The following is a 17,856-nucleotide window of genomic DNA, read 5'->3' on the forward strand; positions in this document are numbered from 1 at the left end:
TTTATATGAGTTTTTGGAGAGTTTTACTATCTATTATTTGTCCGCCCTTAGCCGTTATTGATAAGGGGTGTGGCTCTATTGTTATTGTTTTTCTTCTATGGTTATGTGGTTGGGTGCCAGGGGTTATTGCTGCCTTGGTAATTCTAAATAATCCTAACAGATAATAATGTATCTTTGGGGCTTTATTTTAAACCCTAAAAATCATGAAATTTGTCAAAGTTCTAGCTCTAATTGTTTTAGCTATTTGTTTCTCTAATTGTACAATTAAAGAACGAATTGTTTTTAATGATGATGGGGGAGGAAGTTTTTTGGTAAGTTATGATATGGGAGAGTTTATGAAACAAATGAAGACTCAAATGGGTGAAGATAGCAGTTCTGAAGAAAAGAAAGGGGAGGTTATGGATACCACTTTTGTTTTTAAAGACCTCATGGAAAATTATAAAGATAGTATAGCTGCTTTACCTGAAGAAAAACGCGAGGCTATGGAAACTGTTAAGGATATGTATATGAAGATGACCATGGATGAGGATAATGGTGTTTTTGATTTTGGAATTGGACTAGATTTTAAATCAATAAAGGAGTTGACTGATATTGGTGAAAAAATTCAAAAAGCCAAAAGTCTAAATGCTCAAAATGACCAAGTAAATGCCATGAAGGGCTCTCCACTAGGTAAATTCATGGATTATGAAAAAAGCAATACTACATATGATTTAACGGTTGAAGGTTTTACCAGAAGTACAACACTTCCTGGTGATTGGAATACAGATGAAACTAAGTTTGATGAGAATGACGAATCAGACCAAGAGTTTATGGCTTATTTTGAAAATGCGTACTATGTAGTGGAATATACTTTTCCTAAAAAAATAAAATCTTATTCCATTGAAAGAGCCGAACTTTCTAATGATAATAAAACTATTATCTATAAAGTGAGTTGGTTAGATTTTCTAACAGATCCAAAACTTTTAGATGTTAATATAACTTTTGCTAATGAATAAAACCGTTAACATACAAGACCTAGGGCATAAAGACTACAAGGATACTTGGGACTACCAAGAAGAATTGTTTAAAGGTATTGTAGATACTAAAGTTAAAAACAGGCGGGAGGAAGCTGGTTTAGAAACAAGTAATTACTTTTTATTTGTTGAGCACCCGCATGTATATACTTTGGGTAAGAGTGGTGATTTGTCTAATCTTCTTTTAAATGAGGAGCAGCTAACCGAAAAAGGCGCAACTTTCTATAAAATTAATCGTGGAGGTGATATAACCTACCACGGACCAGGACAGATTGTTGGTTACCCTATTCTCGATTTAGAAAATTTTTTTACAGATATTCATAAGTATTTAAGATTACTTGAGGAAATGATTATTCTAACCCTAGCTGAATATGGTTTAAAAGCAGAACGAAGTGATGGTGAAACAGGTGTTTGGTTAGATGTAGGTACGCCATTTGCTCGAAAAATTTGTGCCATGGGTGTGCGGGCTAGCCGTTGGGTAACAATGCATGGATTTGCCCTAAATATAAATGCCGATTTAGGTTATTTTGATAATATCGTTCCCTGTGGTATTCGAGGAAAAGCGGTTACCAGTTTAAACGTAGAACTTGGTAAAACTAAAGTTGATGAGGCTGAGATTAAAGACAAGCTACTTAAGCATTTTATTGCCCTTTTTGAGGCTGAAATTATTAATTAGTTTATGTTTTAGAGATTGTGTTTATTTAGTTTAAATCTAGGAACGAGTTACTTGGAAACCTGTATTGGATAATTCAATGTCTACAAATCTAGCTCTGTTATTTATTGGGTTTTCATTTAGTAATTTTCTTATAATACCAGCTGCCTTTGGGTCTTTAGCTATAATGTACAAATAACCGCCACCTCCGGCTCCTGGTAATTTGTATGCAGCTGCATAATCCTTAATAATATTTATTATTGTTTCAATTTGAGGAGGATTAATCCCTTCATCTAAGCGCTTTTTTTGTTCCCAGGTAAGGTTAATACAATCGCAATAATCCTTAAAATTGTCGCTCTGTAATACCTTAAATGTATCAAAAGCATGTTGTTTTATATCCTTAAGAATTTTACTGATTCCAGTTTCATTTAAAAACATACCCGCTACTATTTCCGCAAGTATGTTTTTGGCAGTTCTAGTTACTCCGGTATAATACAATAATTGGCAAGCTTTGTTTTCGGGTTTTGAAAATATAAAATCAGGAGCCCAACTAAGTTCTGGGGTTTGATTACCACCCTGTTGGGTTTCAATTAACTTAATCCCAGGTAAAATTCCGCCAAATTGGTCTTGCCAACCTCCACCAGTGGTTAGCAATTGTTCTAAAACCAAAGTTCTTTGAATTTGATCATTTTGACTCCATTTTAATCCACAGAAGTTTGATAGTGCGCCTAAAACAGTGGCAGATAATATTGAACTTGTACCAAGGCCTGATCCCTTTGGAATGGCAGCTAGCATGGTAATTTCAATTCCAGAACCAAAAGCCATTAAGTGATCTGTTAAGTTTTTATATCTGCTTTTAGAATTGAAACCGGCCAGATATAAGGCAGCTTTAGGAATTGAAAATGCAGACCCTACTTTATTGTAAGACTCCAGTTCTTGGTAGGAAGTAATGTCTTCTCTTACCCCAATGTCAATGGAACGCAGAATTATTTTTGGTTCACTACATGGTTTAATATAAACCTGTAATGGAGGTTGACCATTTAGGTTTATAGCCATGTTTACAACTGCGCCTCCATGGGCTAAACTATAAGGAGGTGTGTCAGACCAGCCACCAGCAACATCAATTCTTACTGGGCTTCTGCCCCATACTATTTGATCTTGATATACACTTAATTCTGGTTCTGGTTGGTCATAACCTAAACTATCAACTATAATATCACGCAATAAATTGAAAGCTTTCTGTTCTTCATCTTTGTTAGGTTGGTTAAGTTGTTTTTTAACCTTTGCCCTAAACATGTATTCTTGCATTTGTTGATAGGGATCTTTGATGGAAAGCGGAGGTAAGGAAATATTGTTTTCGGCAACAAGTCTGGATAAATAGTTTAAATCTGATTGAAAAAATATACTTTTTTTGTAATTTTTATGTAGTGCCGAAATATTACTAACCCTAAGAGATTGACGTTGATTATATAAACGTTTTAATGAGGCTCTTTCTGCAATTTCTCCTGCAGATATTCGATGGGAAGACAGCCATTTTTCTCTAATTTCTGAAAGTTTCAAGGGTTTAATCAACCATGATATTAAATCTTCTGTTAATTCGTCCATTTTTAATAATGGAAATATCTTAGCAGATTGAATATCGGTTTTTTGATCTAAGCCTAAATCTGCCAAATTAAGTTCGCGTTCAGATAACCATTGTGTAAATGGTATGCCTTGCCATAAAGTTTCATCAGAACCTAGTGGGCCTTTAAAAATATCATAAAAGCCATATGGTCTAACACAAAAGGAGGTTTCATCAATTGGAATGATATCAATGCAGGTTTCATTAGGTAAATCAATTTTCCAATCATTTTTGGGAATTCCGGTTATAATGTGTTCTGAATGTAGATTCCAATTTTTTCCAATATATGAGTTTTCAATCCATAAATTTCTTTGGTCAGAATTCAACGTGCATTCAATTTCGGTATTCTGAGTAAACATTGAGGGGTGAGGCTTGTTATCTTTATGAAGAATAGAAGTTTGGTCTGTAACTTTATTCTGAATAGCCAATGTTGAAGAAATTAACTCCTTACTAGTTCCAAAATGATAGAATTTACCATTAGGTAAAGGAAGAATTGCAACTGATAAGTCATGTTCATCTCTAGAATTGCTCCCAAGCCTTGAGCCAAAATCATTATATAAATCGTAAAAATTTAATTGTTCGGGAACAATTAAGTTTCCGTCTTCATTAATTGTGTAACCTGATTTTTCAAGAAGAATTTTAATAGCCTTATCACTTAGAACCCACACTCCAATGTCCATTAAGCAAACCTTATCTTCAGAAATGTTTTTTAGTTCAGAAACCGACGGTTTTTGGAGCATTTCCAATAACTTTTCTGGATGATTCTTTTCGCAAACAAAAACACCGTGATTGGTAGCGAGCTCTGGTTCTGCCCATAGTCCAAAGCAAACTATATCAACGTTGGGAAGCGGTTTTATATTTGGTGAGCATTGTATGTAAACATCTCCACTGGCAATTAGCGTATTTAGTGTTTTTGGAGATTTTTGAAGGATTTTTTCATACAGGGGAATTTGTAAATCAAGCAGGTTTTGATTAATTTTTTGCCCTCTTTCCCATCTAAAAATAGGGATTGGAGTTAAAATTTTTCCTGATGGAGCATAGGCTGGTAATCGTCTGCTTTGTCCCCCAGCATGGATGATAATTCGTTTATCTTTACTTATCCATTCATTAAAATTAATTTTGGATTCACTCCAGCTTTCTTTTAGAAGCCAAGAGGTGCCTCCGCCAGATCCAACATGAGTACCTTCAGGGTCAGAGCCACAAAACCATGATTCATGGCTTTTGTTCTCTATTTTATGGAAATGTTTTACAAGGTTTTTTGGTAGTGATAAAAGTTTTTTCATGCTATAAATTTGGTCTTAATGGCAATAATTCTGATAAGTTAGATTTAAAGTTAAAAATAACTAAATTAATTTTCTGCATTAAAAAACACTTTGTAATAGTGCATTTTCTTCTCATCATCGTAGCCACGTTCTAAATATTCCGTAGAAGCATCTGGGGCATCAATATCTAGCTTAATTTGAATGTTCGTGTCTAATTTGATATCAGTTTTTATTTTCTTTTTCTCCTTGTTTACAACACGTTCGGCAATATCAAACTGGTTTCTAATGACTAGGTTTTGTTCACTTTCAAAACTTTTTTTAAAGCCGTCAAATTGAGATTTATGTTTGTCTTCTTCAAAGAGCTCTTCTTTAAAACGTTCTATATTAGCAACCTCGTTTTCTTTAAAAAAATCTATGGTTTTGGCCAAAAAGGCATTTTGTTCTTGAATGCCATAGCTAGTTTTTATTACCTCTTCTGAAAAATCCTTACATAATTCAAGATACTGTTGTGTATGGCTGTTGGCATCATCTGCATATTTAATATTTAAGAAATGATTAATCCAATATTGCGCATCATAATTGTTGTTGTCTGCACTAAAAATGATGTTGCCCTCTCCATCAGTCTGATTAAGTATTAAACAGCCTTTGTCAACTTTTTTAGAATTGATTCCTTTTTGTACCAAAACATCATAACTGTTGTTTTCTAAGAATGTTTGAAAGAAATTGGTCTTGTTTTCAATTTTAAAAATACCTAGGGCATTTGTGGTAATTTCATTAAACTCAATACCTTCAAAAAGAGCTATTAAAACATCGCCCGTTTTAATGTTGGCGGAGTTTGATTGTTCATATAAATGCATCACTACATGCTTTGACACTTCAATAAAGTCTTCGTCATTAAAAATTTGAGCACTATAACTGTTTATTTCGTTAAGGTTGATATTGGCGTGGTGATTAAACCGGTAGCTTTGAACGGCACTGCTAAAGGGTCTTAGTAAAAAAGGTAACATTAAGTCATAACTAGCTTCATCAAAATCTATAGTCTTTTGGGAAAATGCATTTTTGGTATCGTTAAATTTATTACCTACTTTATGAATGATAAACTTTGAGATTGAGGCGTTTTTGCGTGATATCATAATCTTAATTTAAGATTACAATAGTAATAATTTTAAGAGGAGTAAACCATAAAAAAAGCGCCAAAGTATAAAACTTTGACGCCTAAGATCTGAGGACTTCGGGTAATACCAAATCATACCCTTATTTTATTATTTTTGATAATTAAACTTGAAACTGCAATTTCTTTTGGGGTTTGCATTGTGAAAGTCTAGATTAATAGTTGGGTTAAAGATAAAGATTAGTTTTTTAACAGCAAATAATTTCATACAATTTGATAGCTTTAACTTAAAAACCTAATGGTTTGTCTGGTTAGTAAAAAATATAATATTAAATATAACAATTATTAAATTATACAAATTTTGCATGCAAAATTTTGTGTTCTTATCAGTGTTGGCTCAGTATTAGTATTATAACTATCAAAGCTTTATGACCAATAATTATTAATCTATTGAATATATAACAAGGATTCGTAGTATGATAGCTGGTTTTTTTTTTTAAAAGGAATGCAAATTGCATTTTTTTGGTGATTTCATTGTAAATATCTGATTAATAGCTTGTTTAAATATATAAATTAGTTTTTTAATAGCAAATTAATTCTGGAAATTAAAAGCCTTAGTAGGCTGAAATTTAATTTATTTGGTATAAAATAATGGAGTTACTTTCACCTTTGGTAATAAACTCTAAGTTACTGTCTCTATCAATATTATCTAAGGCTATAGATGAATTACCATATATAGGGAAATTTGAAATGGCTTTAGATTGACTATCAAAAAGGTATACTTTATGAGATTGTTTGTCTGTTACAGTTACATAAATTTTATCATTTATATAAAATATTTTGGGTTCTGTATAATCTCCAAAATCTAATTCTGTGGTTTTACTTTTTATAGTTAGTTTGTTTTCAGTTAATGCCACAAGAGTTTTACTTGTGGTGGCTAAATAATGAGTTTCTGTTAGCCCTAAGTTTTTAAGAGCAACATTGCCATTAGTTTTAACAGAGATTAAGTTACCATTACTAGCAGTAGTTGTAAATTGATTGTTATATAAAAATATGGGTTGATTTGAATATGTATTACTAGCCTTTGGGTTTACTCTGTTGCGTCCAGTTCTATCTAATATATATAGTTTTTCTTTGGTTTTAAAAGTTAAATAATCCTTGCTTCCAATTCTAAAATGTTTTGGTTGCGAAATAATATTTTGGTTTGCAGATTTAAAGGTAAATCCATTAACCATTCTCGCTTTAACATCATGCATTAAAAGATGTTTTCCCTGAGTTATCAATAGTCTGTAGTTTTTCTTTTTGTCATAATCAAAAACAGAGAGTGGCTGCGTAATTTGGTCATTGAATTTACTGGGAAATGGGCCAACATTATTACCGTTTCTGTCAATAACATAAACCCTATTAGGTGTTGCGAAGCATAGTTGTAATCGGCCGTTTTTATAAATATCAATTTGGTTGATAGCTCCTAAAATAGGACCATGTAATTGTTTTTTCCAAAGAACTTTTCCTTTATTAGAAATTAAATATAGGTTGTTGTTAATGTCTTGAATAACTGTTTCTTTTTGGTTTGTGATATGATTGGTAACAAATTGTGGTTCATTTAAAATTGCTGCGTCCAATTTTATATTCCATTCTTCTGAAACCGAATTTAGAGAAGCACTAGACTTACTCTTTTGAATAATGCCATTTATATGGGCAAAATTATTGTCATAGATAAACTGAAGAGCAGAGGCATGATATTGTTTTAAATTGTAATTTAAGGACTCTTCAAAAATTCTATTGATGATTTCTTTCAGGGTGGTTGGCGTATAAACTAATAAAAGTGAAGACTCATCGCTGAGGTTTTTTATAATGTTTTTAAAATATTGTCTTTCACTAAAAGTGGTTTTATTTTGATAATTGGCTATAATATTTTGAAGTATTTCTAAAGAATCTGCAAACACAAAAAAATGGTCTATGACACAATACATATTTGCATTATTAAACGAAACAAATGGTGTAAATGTTTTTGAAAAAATTAATGGGTTATTATATTCTAAAATATCTATTTCTCTATAAGAGCTAATAATGTTATTATTTCCAATTAGAGCATCTTTAGTAGCAATATTGTCAATGGAATTAAGAGCAATAGCTTGTTCTTTACCCTGGTAAATTACTCCAACTTCAACAATGTCATTAAATAACTTGGAGCTTTTGTAGGTAGAGTCTTTTTTGTTATAGGCAACTAAATTAGTTTCAAAGTCCTTAAAATTGTCAAATGTAAAACTCATAAACCCATCACTATTTGAAGGTGCAATAGTTTGAGTTTGGTTTTCTTGAGGAATGGTGTTTTTAAAAATATTAATAGTGCTATTAATAGAATCTGTTCCCTTGGTTATACCATTTAAAATAATTTCATTTTGGTTAGATTCAATATCTAAAGCAATATAATTTGTGAAGTTGTTTAAGCTGAGTTTACCTTCATTACAAAACTGCTTTATAAGAGTTGAATCTGCCTTTATAATTAATGAGCATGTAGAGTTTTTACCAATAGTATGGTATGCTTTTTTCAATTCAGAATTCACATCAGATTTAATAATAATAGCATCCAAAATATCTTTTGATGACGATGCTACAAAAGTACTATCAAAAATAGCGCTATAAATCGTTTGATGGTTTAAAGTAGATTTTATTACAGTCTTATTTTCATACTTTAGTATTTCTTCCAAGTAGTTTTTTAAAGAATCCGTTACCAAAAGATTGGAGTGGTTTTTGGTTATAAAAGTATATTGCAGGCTATCACTCCAGTCTTTTGAAAAACAAATTAAAGCATCTCCATTTGGTTTTATTAAAGAGGTGTTTTGTAATAATTTTTCTAATTTTTTATAAGATAGATTTTTTGATAATTTTTGTAGAAGGTCATTATTAGAAATACTGATTTTTAGGCTTTCAAAATTTGTCGTTTTAACAATAGATATGGTGTTTTTTGGAACAAAATCAATTAATTCAGTGTGTTTGTATTTGCGGTTAGAGCAGTTGAATAGGGTAAATATGAATAAGAGGGTTAAGAAATAGGGTTTCATGAACAAATTAATTTGCTTGTAAATATAAATAACTTATAAATCTAATTTCAATTGTTCTGGTAATAATCTGAACGACTTTCTATGATATTTTGTAACACCGTATTTTTTAATAGCTTCTCTATGTTCTTTGGTTGGGTAGCCTTTGTTTTTTTTCCAATTGTACATAGGGTATTCTTCATGAATTTTGTTCATATATAAATCTCTATGGGTTTTTGCTAAAACCGAAGCAGCTGCAATGCTTAAATATTTGCCATCACCTTTAATAATGGTTTCAAAAGGAATGTTTTTATAAGGCTTAAACTTATTGCCATCAATAATAATAAATTCGGGTGTGTGATGAAGTTTGTCAATGGATTTATGCATTGCCAAAATTGAAGCATTTAAAATATTAATACTATCTATTTCTTTCTGAAAAACATGTGCAACACCAAAAAACAAAGCGCTCTCCTCAATAATTGGTTTTAAAAACTCTCTTTTCTTTTCGCTTAGTTGTTTAGAATCATTTAAAATGGTGTTTTCAAATGCTTCTGGTAGAATAATAGCTGCAGCGGTAACAGGTCCTGCTAAACAACCACGGCCAGCTTCATCTGTACCGCATTCTAAGGTGTAATTGGAATAATTGTGTAGTAACATTTATATTATTAATATATCAAAAGTACATGAAATTTTTTGTTTAAAAATTCATGAAAACTAAAAGAGAAAAACACACCAACTTGCCAATTGTAAGCTCTGGCATAATTTGGCTTTTTTCTAGAGATAATAAATTTAAATTTACACCGAAGGAATATAGTAATTTGTTAAATAGATTATTATGTACACATGATTTTTTGATGTTGTTTTTTTTCAACTCTTCAATTTGGGTTGAGGTATTATTGTGGTTATTATTGAAACTATAACTTTTGTTCAATACAGACGTTGTTTTGCTTAGGATTTGTTAATGTTGTTAGGCTATTAAAAATCTTGTTTTAATATGTTTTTTCTCCATTTTTTTGTTTTTTAGGTATAATATAGTGATGTTTGCAACTGACTAACTCAAAATAAATATTCTTGTTTAATATTTAAAAACAAAGCCAGCAGATATTGCTGGCTTTGTTTATTTAAAATAATTAGAGTCTCTTTGCATACAAATAATTACTTTTGCTTTTTTAAAAATAGGTATAAAATACGGGCATAAAATTTTCGTTATTACCCAATATGGATAACATGTTAAAATCATTTCAATTTAAAGGAAATCGAAAGATAAATAGAGCAGTTTTAATGTGTTTATTTATTTGTTTGTTTGTACGGGTTAATGGACAGGAAAAAACAAGGAGATCATTTCAACGTTCTGATATTGAAACTAGAGAATTTAACCCTGTTCAAGATTCAATTGATACGGCTTCAGGTCAAAATTCGTTAAAAGAAAAAGATGGGGGTATTAATGAAATAAATGCTAGAATTCAAGACTACATAATTATATCTGTAGAAAATGATACTACATTTGTAGATACCACCTTAACTATTCAGAAAGACTATAAGTTTAATTATTTGCGTAAAGATAATTTTGGGTTAATTCCCTTTGCTAATCTTGGGCAAACATATAATAGTTTAACCTATAATTTTCAGAGTACCAGTTTAATGCCAAGCTTTGGAGCTAGAGCAAGACACTTTAATTATTGGGAAATAGAGGATATTAATTATTACAGAGTTCCTACACCATTAACAGAGCTTTTTTTTAGAACTGCTTTTGAGCAAGGGCAGTTAGTAGATTCATTTATAACAATTAACACTTCGCCACAATTTAATTTTTCTATAGCTTATAAAGGGCTTCGTTCATTAGGGAAGTATCAGCATGCGTTAACTAGCTCAGGTAATTTTAGGTTTACATCAAATTATCAGACAAAAAATAATAGATATAACGCTAGAGGTCATGTTGTTACCCAAGATTTATTGAATGAAGAAAATGGAGGGCTGGCTGATGAAGGTGAAATTTTAAAATTTGAAAATGGAGAGGAAGAATTTCTAGATAGGTCCTTATTTGAAGTAGGTTTTGAAAATGCTGAAAGTATTTTAATAGGTAAGCGTTTTCATTTAGAGCATGATTATAAAGTTATTGAAGAAGATTCTCTCTCAATCAACAAATTAAAGCTAGGTCATGTTATTTCTTTTGAAGATAAGTATTTCCAATATACACAATCATCTAGTTCATCGGGTTATTTTGGTGAGTCTTTTGTAAGTTCAAGTTTGTCAGATAAAGCAACTATTGAAAACTTTTATAATAAAGTCTATGTAAATTATAGTAATAATTTGTTAGGTGACTTGCAGTTTAATATTAGTAGTAATAACTATAACTATGGTTATGATAAGTTGGTTGTTTTAGATGGCGAAACAATAAGTAACAGGTTAAAAGGTGATATATATTCCGTAGGCGGAAAGTATAGAAAGCAATATAAAGGTTTTCAACTAAATGGAGAGTTTGGTTTAAATATTGTGGGAGAATTTAATGGTAATTTTTTAGTAGCAAGAGCAACATTCAATCTCAATGAAGATATTTCAGCTTCCGCTTCTCTAAACCACAGTTCAAAGGCTCCAAATTATAATGTGCTTTTGTATCAAAGTGATTATAAAAATTATAATTGGCAAAATATTTTTAATAATATAGAAACCCAACAGTTGGCATTCAATTTAAGATTTAAGGAATTGGCTAATATCACTGTAGATTTTAATACCATTACAGATTATATATATTTTAAGCAAGATGAAAGTGTGCCAACATCGGATGTGTTACAGGCAATAAAACCATATCAGAACAGTAATACAATAACCTATTTAAGAGCAAAATTAGAAAACGAAGTAAAGTTTGGGAAGTTTGCAATAAATAATACAATAATGTATCAAAATGTTCAAGATAATGATAATACTCTAAACGTACCAGACCTAAATACACGTAATACAATATACTATTCTAGTCATATGTTTAAAAAAGCATTGTTTTTGCAAACAGGTGTAACACTCAATTATTTTACTAAGTATTATATGAATGGATATAATCCAGTGCTTGCTGAATTTTATGTGCAAAATAATACAGAGTACGGCGGTTTTCCTAGGTTAGATTTTTTTCTTAACGCAAAGATTCGTCAAACAAGACTTTATTTAAAGGCAGAACACTTCAATGCTGCTTTTACGGGTTATAATTATTATTCATCACCTAACAATCCGTATAGAGACTTCTCTGTACGTTTTGGTGTTGTATGGAACTTCTTTAAGTAGATTGAAAAGATTGCCTTCTTTTTGTCTTAATACCTTACCTTTTTTTAAGTGTAATTAAATTGACGCATAATTACTGTATATTAAGGTTTCTGTTTTTCTTTTCTAAAATTTATATCAAGTATACCTAACCTTAAACGATATCTTTTCTGTTTTAATTTGCCTTAGTTATAATAGAAAGATCGGAGTATTATTATAGTATTATCCATTATTTGTTTGTGGTTTGCTCTAGTATGAATATATGATTAGTTATTATGTTGTAATTTTTTTTGCATTGTAACCCTTTGGTATTAAGGGGTTAAAAAGTTTGTCTAAAAAAGATTAAAAAAAAGCTTAAAAAAGTTGTTGCGTAATAAAAAAAGGGTTGTATGTTTGCACCCGCAAAAACGGGGAATATAATTTTTGTTTGGGCGAAGTTCATAAGGATAATTTAGGTATTTGAAGTTTGGAAAAAAATTTTTCAAAAAAATATTTAAAAAGTTTTGTGAGTAAAGAAAAGGGTTTTATATTTGCACCCGCTTAACGAGGAAACGAGTTAAGGAAGTTAAGAAAAAGTTCATAAACATATTGAAATTGACAGCGTAAGAAGCTAATTGGAAACGATTAGTTTTAACAAGAGAATAAACCATTTTGAGTACTGAAGATTCTATTAGTTGTTAAATAGTAAAAGTCGTAAGAGACTTAAAAATTTAACGATGAAGAGTTTGATCCTGGCTCAGGATGAACGCTAGCGGCAGGCCTAACACATGCAAGTCGAGGGGTAACAGAGAGAGCTTGCTCTTTGCTGACGACCGGCGCACGGGTGCGTAACGCGTATACAATCTGCCTTGTACTGGGGGATAGCCTTTGGAAACGAAGATTAATACCCCATAGTATCATTTATCCTCCTGGATTTTTGATTAAAGGTTACGGTACAAGATGAGTATGCGTCCTATTAGCTAGATGGTGTGGTAACGGCACACCATGGCAACGATAGGTAGGGGCCCTGAGAGGGGGATCCCCCACACTGGTACTGAGACACGGACCAGACTCCTACGGGAGGCAGCAGTGAGGAATATTGGACAATGGAGGCAACTCTGATCCAGCCATGCCGCGTGCAGGAAGACTGCCCTATGGGTTGTAAACTGCTTTTGTACGGGAAGAAACACTCCTACGTGTAGGAGCTTGACGGTACCGTAAGAATAAGCATCGGCTAACTCCGTGCCAGCAGCCGCGGTAATACGGAGGATGCAAGCGTTATCCGGAATCATTGGGTTTAAAGGGTCCGTAGGTGGACTGGTCAGTCAGAGGTGAAATCCTGCAGCTTAACTGTAGAACTGCCTTTGATACTGCTAGTCTTGAGTCATTATGAAGTAGTTAGAATATGTAGTGTAGCGGTGAAATGCATAGATATTACATAGAATACCAATTGCGAAGGCAGATTACTAATAATGTACTGACACTGATGGACGAAAGCGTGGGTAGCGAACGGGATTAGATACCCCGGTAGTCCACGCCGTAAACGATGGATACTAGCTGTTCGGCTTCGGCTGAGTGGCTAAGCGAAAGTGATAAGTATCCCACCTGGGGAGTACGTTCGCAAGAATGAAACTCAAAGGAATTGACGGGGGCCCGCACAAGCGGTGGAGCATGTGGTTTAATTCGATGATACGCGAGGAACCTTACCAGGGCTTAAATGTAAGTTGCATGATTTAGAGATAGATCTTTCTTCGGACTACTTACAAGGTGCTGCATGGTTGTCGTCAGCTCGTGCCGTGAGGTGTCAGGTTAAGTCCTATAACGAGCGCAACCCCTGTTGTTAGTTGCCAGCATGTAAAGATGGGAACTCTAACAAGACTGCCAGTGCAAACTGTGAGGAAGGTGGGGATGACGTCAAATCATCACGGCCCTTACGTCCTGGGCTACACACGTGCTACAATGGTAGGGACAGAGAGCAGCCACACCGCGAGGTGGAGCGAATCTATAAACCCTATCTCAGTTCGGATCGGAGTCTGCAACTCGACTCCGTGAAGCTGGAATCGCTAGTAATCGGATATCAGCCATGATCCGGTGAATACGTTCCCGGGCCTTGTACACACCGCCCGTCAAGCCATGGAAGCTGGGAGTGCCTGAAGTCCGTCACCGTAAGGAGCGGCCTAGGGTAAAATCGGTAACTAGGGCTAAGTCGTAACAAGGTAGCCGTACCGGAAGGTGCGGCTGGAACACCTCCTTTCTAGAGAAAGACGACTAGTAGGTAAAGTTTTTAAGAAAGAAATAGTTTATTCTTCTTGCTGTTAATTTTAAAATATATAGTAAATAGTCATTAGGCATTAGCAAATGCTAAGAACTAAAGGCTAACGACTAAAAGTACAGTCTCATAGCTCAGCTGGTTAGAGCGCTACACTGATAATGTAGAGGTCGGCAGTTCGAGTCTGCCTGAGACTACAAGTTTCAATTGGAAATTAATAATTGACAATTGAAAATGTTCATTAAATATTGAAAGGAAATTTTAGAAGTTGGGAGATCCATCTTATTTTATTGGGATTTGGGAATTGATTTTTGAAATTTCATTAAAAACGGGGGATTAGCTCAGCTGGCTAGAGCGCTTGCCTTGCACGCAAGAGGTCATCGGTTCGACTCCGATATTCTCCACGAATCGCAAAAGCGATTAAGGTTCATTGACATATTGAAAAAGATACATGAAAATAGAATTAGGCCATAGGTTTAATTCTAAGTAATTTGGATTAATTAGAGTCACGCGAGCGACAATCTAATTAATCATAACTCATTAAAAAAGCAAAAAGTACAATAAGCTAATTAAGGGCGTATGGGGAATGCCTAGGCTCTCAGAGGCGAAGAAGGACGTGATAAGCTGCGAAAAGTTACGGGGAATGGCACATACGTATTGATCCGTAAATATCCGAATGGGGCAACCCACTATATTGAAGATATAGTACCGAAAGGGGCGAACCCGGAGAACTGAAACATCTAAGTACCCGGAGGAGAAGAAAACAAAAGTGATTCCGTTAGTAGTGGCGAGCGAACGCGGATTAGCCCAAACCAATGTTGTTACGGCAATGTTGGGGTTGTAGGACTACAATATTCGACACTAAGTGAACTAGAATTGTTTGGAAAGACAAACCATAGAGAGTGATAGTCTCGTAAAGGTAAGCGAAGTTTAGATAGTAGTATCCTGAGTAGCGCGGGGCACGTGTAACCCTGTGTGAATTTGGCGGGACCATCCGTTAAGGCTAAATACTCCTGAGAGACCGATAGTGAACTAGTACCGTGAGGGAAAGGTGAAAAGAACCCTGAATAAGGGAGTGAAATAGAACCTGAAACCATACGCTTACAAGCGGTCGGAGCACGTTTACGTGTGACGGCGTGCCTTTTGCATAATGAGCCTACGAGTTACCGTTGCTAGCAAGGTTAAGTACTTAAGGTACGGATCCGTAGCGAAAGCGAGTCTGAATAGGGCGCTTTAGTTAGTAGTGGTAGACGCGAAACCGTGTGATCTACCCATGGGCAGGTTGAAGCTGTAGTAACATACAGTGGAGGACCGAACCGGTTGACGTTGAAAAGTCTTCGGATGACCTGTGGGTAGGGGTGAAAGGCCAATCAAACTCGGAAATAGCTCGTACTCCCCGAAATGCATTTAGGTGCAGCGTATTATTAGTTTTATAGAGGTAGAGCTACTGATTGGATGCGGGGGCTTCACCGCCTACCAATTCCTGACAAACTCCGAATGCTATAAAATGATATAATGCAGTGAGGGCATGGGTGCTAAGGTCCATGTCCGAGAGGGAAAGAACCCAGACCATCAGCTAAGGTCCCCAAATGTATGTTAAGTTGAATAAACGAGGTTGAACTGCTTAGACAGCTAGGATGTTGGCTTGGAAGCAGCCATTCATTTAAAGAGTGCGTAACAGCTCACTAGTCGAGCGGTTCGGCATGGATAATAATCGGGCATAAACATACTACCGAAGCTATGGAATATTTATATTGGTAGGGGAGCATTGTAGTGTCGTTGAAGGTGTGCTGTGAGGCATGCTGGAGAAGCTACAAAAGAAAATGTAGGCATAAGTAACGATAATGCGGGCGAGAAACCCGCACTCCGAAAGACTAAGGTTTCCTCAGCTATGCTAATCAGCTGAGGGTTAGTCGGGACCTAACGCGAACCCGAAAGGGGTAGTGGATGGCCAACAGGTTAATATTCCTGTACCTGCTCACGTTAAAAGTGACGGAGGCGTATATTTGGTGCGTGCTGACGGAATAGCACGTTGAAGCCAGTGGTAACACGGCGATAGTACACTAAGACTTCGGTTGCGGTGATAATCCAGAGAAGCGACTTCCAAGAAAAGCGAGTGAAGCAGCCCGTACCCTAAACCGACACAGGTAGTTGGGATGAGAATTCTAAGGAGCTCGAGAGATTCATGGCTAAGGAACTAGGCAAAATAGACTCGTAACTTCGGGAGAAGAGTCGCCACCCTTCGGGGTGGCCGCAGTGAAAAGATCCAGGCGACTGTTTATCAAAAACACAGGGCTATGCTAAATTGAAAGATGACGTATATGGCCTGACACCTGCCCGGTGCTGGAAGGTTAAGTGGAGGGTTTAGCTTCGGCGAAGATCTGAAATGAAGCCCCAGTAAACGGCGGCCGTAACTATAACGGTCCTAAGGTAGCGAAATTCCTTGTCGGGTAAGTTCCGACCTGCACGAATGGTGCAACGATCTGGATACTGTCTCAGCCATGAGCTCGGTGAAATTGTAGTAACGGTGAAGATGCCGTTTACCCGCTGTGGGACGAAAAGACCCCGTGCACCTTTACTATAGCTTAGTATTGGTTTTGGATAAGTAATGTGTAGGATAGGTGGGAGACTTTGAAGCGGCGTCGCCAGGCGTTGTGGAGTCATTGTTGAAATACCACCCTTTGCTTATCTAGAGTCTAACTCAGGAATGAGGACAGTGCTTGGTGGGTAGTTTGACTGGGGTGGTCGCCTCCAAAAGAGTAACGGAGGCTTCTAAAGGTACCCTCAGCACGCTTGGTAACCGTGCGTAGAGTGCAATGGCATAAGGGTGCTTGACTGAGAGACCTACAAGTCGATCAGGTTGGAAACAAGAGCATAGTGATCCGGTGGTTCCGCATGGAAGGGCCATCGCTCAAAGGATAAAAGGTACGCCGGGGATAACAGGCTGATCTCCCCCAAGAGCTCACATCGACGGGGGGGTTTGGCACCTCGATGTCGGCTCGTCACATCCTGGGGCTGGAGAAGGTCCCAAGGGTTGGGCTGTTCGCCCATTAAAGTGGCACGCGAGCTGGGTTCAGAACGTCGTGAGACAGTTCGGTCTCTATCTACAGTGGGCGTTAGAAATTTGAGTGGATCTGACTCTAGTACGAGAGGACCGAGTTGGACTAACCTCTGGTGTATCTGTTGTCACGCCAGTGGCATTGCAGAGTAGCTACGTTGGGAAGGGATAAGCGCTGAAAGCATATAAGCGCGAAACCCACCACAAGATGAGATTTCTTTAAAGGGTCGTGGGAGATTACCACGTTGATAGGCTACAGGTGTAAAGGCAGTAATGTCATAGCCGAGTAGTACTAATAACCCATAGGCTTATTGTACGCCTGTTTTTTTATAAGAGTACAAATTATTATTCATGTCATTTTTTTCAATATGTTAAGATATTTGTTTATCCAAGTGATAAACGCTGAATGCTAAAGGTTATATACCGATAGCGAGCAGCTATGACTTAAGGTGGTTATAGCGATGGGGCTCACCTCTTACCATTCCGAACAGAGAAGTTAAGCCCATTAGCGCCGATGGTACTACATTTGTGGGAGAGTAGGTCGTTGCCTTTTTTGAATCCCGATTCTTATTTATAGAATCGGGATTTTTTTATTCTCAAA

Annotated in this window: 8 protein-coding genes, 2 tRNA genes and 3 rRNA genes; 9 read left to right on the forward strand and 4 right to left on the reverse strand. The window is 35.4% G+C overall.

What is annotated here, in order from left to right; translation table 11 throughout:
* Window positions 1–5: 5 nt before the first annotated feature.
* The 3 genes from N1F78_RS09280 to lipB are packed head-to-tail and all read left to right on the forward strand — an operon-like array spanning window position 6 to window position 1,689.
* Window positions 6–164, forward strand: a complete 159-nt coding sequence (locus tag N1F78_RS09280; protein ID WP_406682885.1) for a YqaE/Pmp3 family membrane protein — start codon at window positions 6–8, stop codon at window positions 162–164.
* A 39-nt stretch (window positions 165–203) separates the two neighbouring features.
* On the forward strand, window positions 204–995 hold the full coding sequence (locus tag N1F78_RS09285) for a hypothetical protein (RefSeq protein ID WP_406682886.1): 792 nt from the start codon (window positions 204–206) through the stop codon (window positions 993–995).
* Window positions 988–1,689 (forward strand): lipoyl(octanoyl) transferase LipB, encoded by a 702-nt coding sequence (gene lipB, locus N1F78_RS09290; RefSeq protein ID WP_406682887.1) that lies wholly within the window; start codon window positions 988–990, stop codon window positions 1,687–1,689. Before N1F78_RS09285 ends, lipB begins: the two co-directional genes overlap by 8 nt.
* 36 nt (window positions 1,690–1,725) lie before the next feature.
* On the opposite strand, the gene N1F78_RS09295 is transcribed toward lipB, so the two are convergent.
* The 4 genes from N1F78_RS09295 to N1F78_RS09310 form a co-directional block, all read right to left on the reverse strand.
* Window positions 1,726–4,569, reverse strand: a complete 2,844-nt coding sequence (locus tag N1F78_RS09295; RefSeq protein ID WP_406682888.1) for a bifunctional fucokinase/fucose-1-phosphate guanylyltransferase — start codon at window positions 4,567–4,569, stop codon at window positions 1,726–1,728.
* A 65-nt stretch (window positions 4,570–4,634) separates the two neighbouring features.
* Window positions 4,635–5,681, reverse strand: coding sequence for a nucleoid-associated protein (locus N1F78_RS09300; RefSeq protein ID WP_406682889.1), 1,047 nt, complete (start codon window positions 5,679–5,681; stop codon window positions 4,635–4,637).
* Window positions 5,682–6,288: 607 nt separating this feature from the next.
* Window positions 6,289–8,724, reverse strand: coding sequence for a DUF3352 domain-containing protein (locus tag N1F78_RS09305; protein WP_406682890.1), 2,436 nt, complete (start codon window positions 8,722–8,724; stop codon window positions 6,289–6,291).
* Window positions 8,725–8,757: 33 nt separating this feature from the next.
* The gene (locus N1F78_RS09310; protein ID WP_406682891.1) at window positions 8,758–9,357 is read right to left on the reverse strand and encodes a ribonuclease HII; all 600 of its coding nucleotides are present in this window, start codon (window positions 9,355–9,357) and stop codon (window positions 8,758–8,760) included.
* 570 nt (window positions 9,358–9,927) lie between these two features.
* Between N1F78_RS09310 and N1F78_RS09315 the strand changes: the two genes are divergently transcribed.
* The 6 genes from N1F78_RS09315 to rrf all read left to right on the forward strand — a co-directional run bounded on the left by N1F78_RS09315 (window position 9,928) and on the right by rrf (window position 17,808).
* The gene (locus tag N1F78_RS09315; RefSeq protein ID WP_406682892.1) at window positions 9,928–11,973 is read left to right on the forward strand and encodes a putative porin; all 2,046 of its coding nucleotides are present in this window, start codon (window positions 9,928–9,930) and stop codon (window positions 11,971–11,973) included.
* 689 nt (window positions 11,974–12,662) lie between these two features.
* Window positions 12,663–14,182: ribosomal RNA gene (locus tag N1F78_RS09320) — 16S ribosomal RNA — on the forward strand.
* A 138-nt stretch (window positions 14,183–14,320) separates the two neighbouring features.
* Window positions 14,321–14,394 (forward strand) — tRNA-Ile (locus N1F78_RS09325).
* A 133-nt stretch (window positions 14,395–14,527) separates the two neighbouring features.
* Window positions 14,528–14,601 (forward strand) — tRNA-Ala (locus N1F78_RS09330).
* 154 nt (window positions 14,602–14,755) lie between these two features.
* Window positions 14,756–17,571, forward strand: a 23S ribosomal RNA gene (locus N1F78_RS09335).
* A 129-nt stretch (window positions 17,572–17,700) separates the two neighbouring features.
* Window positions 17,701–17,808: ribosomal RNA gene (gene rrf / locus N1F78_RS09340) — 5S ribosomal RNA — on the forward strand.
* Together the 16S, 23S and 5S rRNA genes with 2 tRNA genes alongside form the textbook arrangement of a ribosomal RNA operon.
* Window positions 17,809–17,856: the final 48 nt, after the last annotated feature.

Origin of the sequence: Seonamhaeicola sp. MEBiC01930, assembly GCF_045277075.1 — a bacterium.
GTDB lineage: Bacteria > Bacteroidota > Bacteroidia > Flavobacteriales > Flavobacteriaceae > Seonamhaeicola.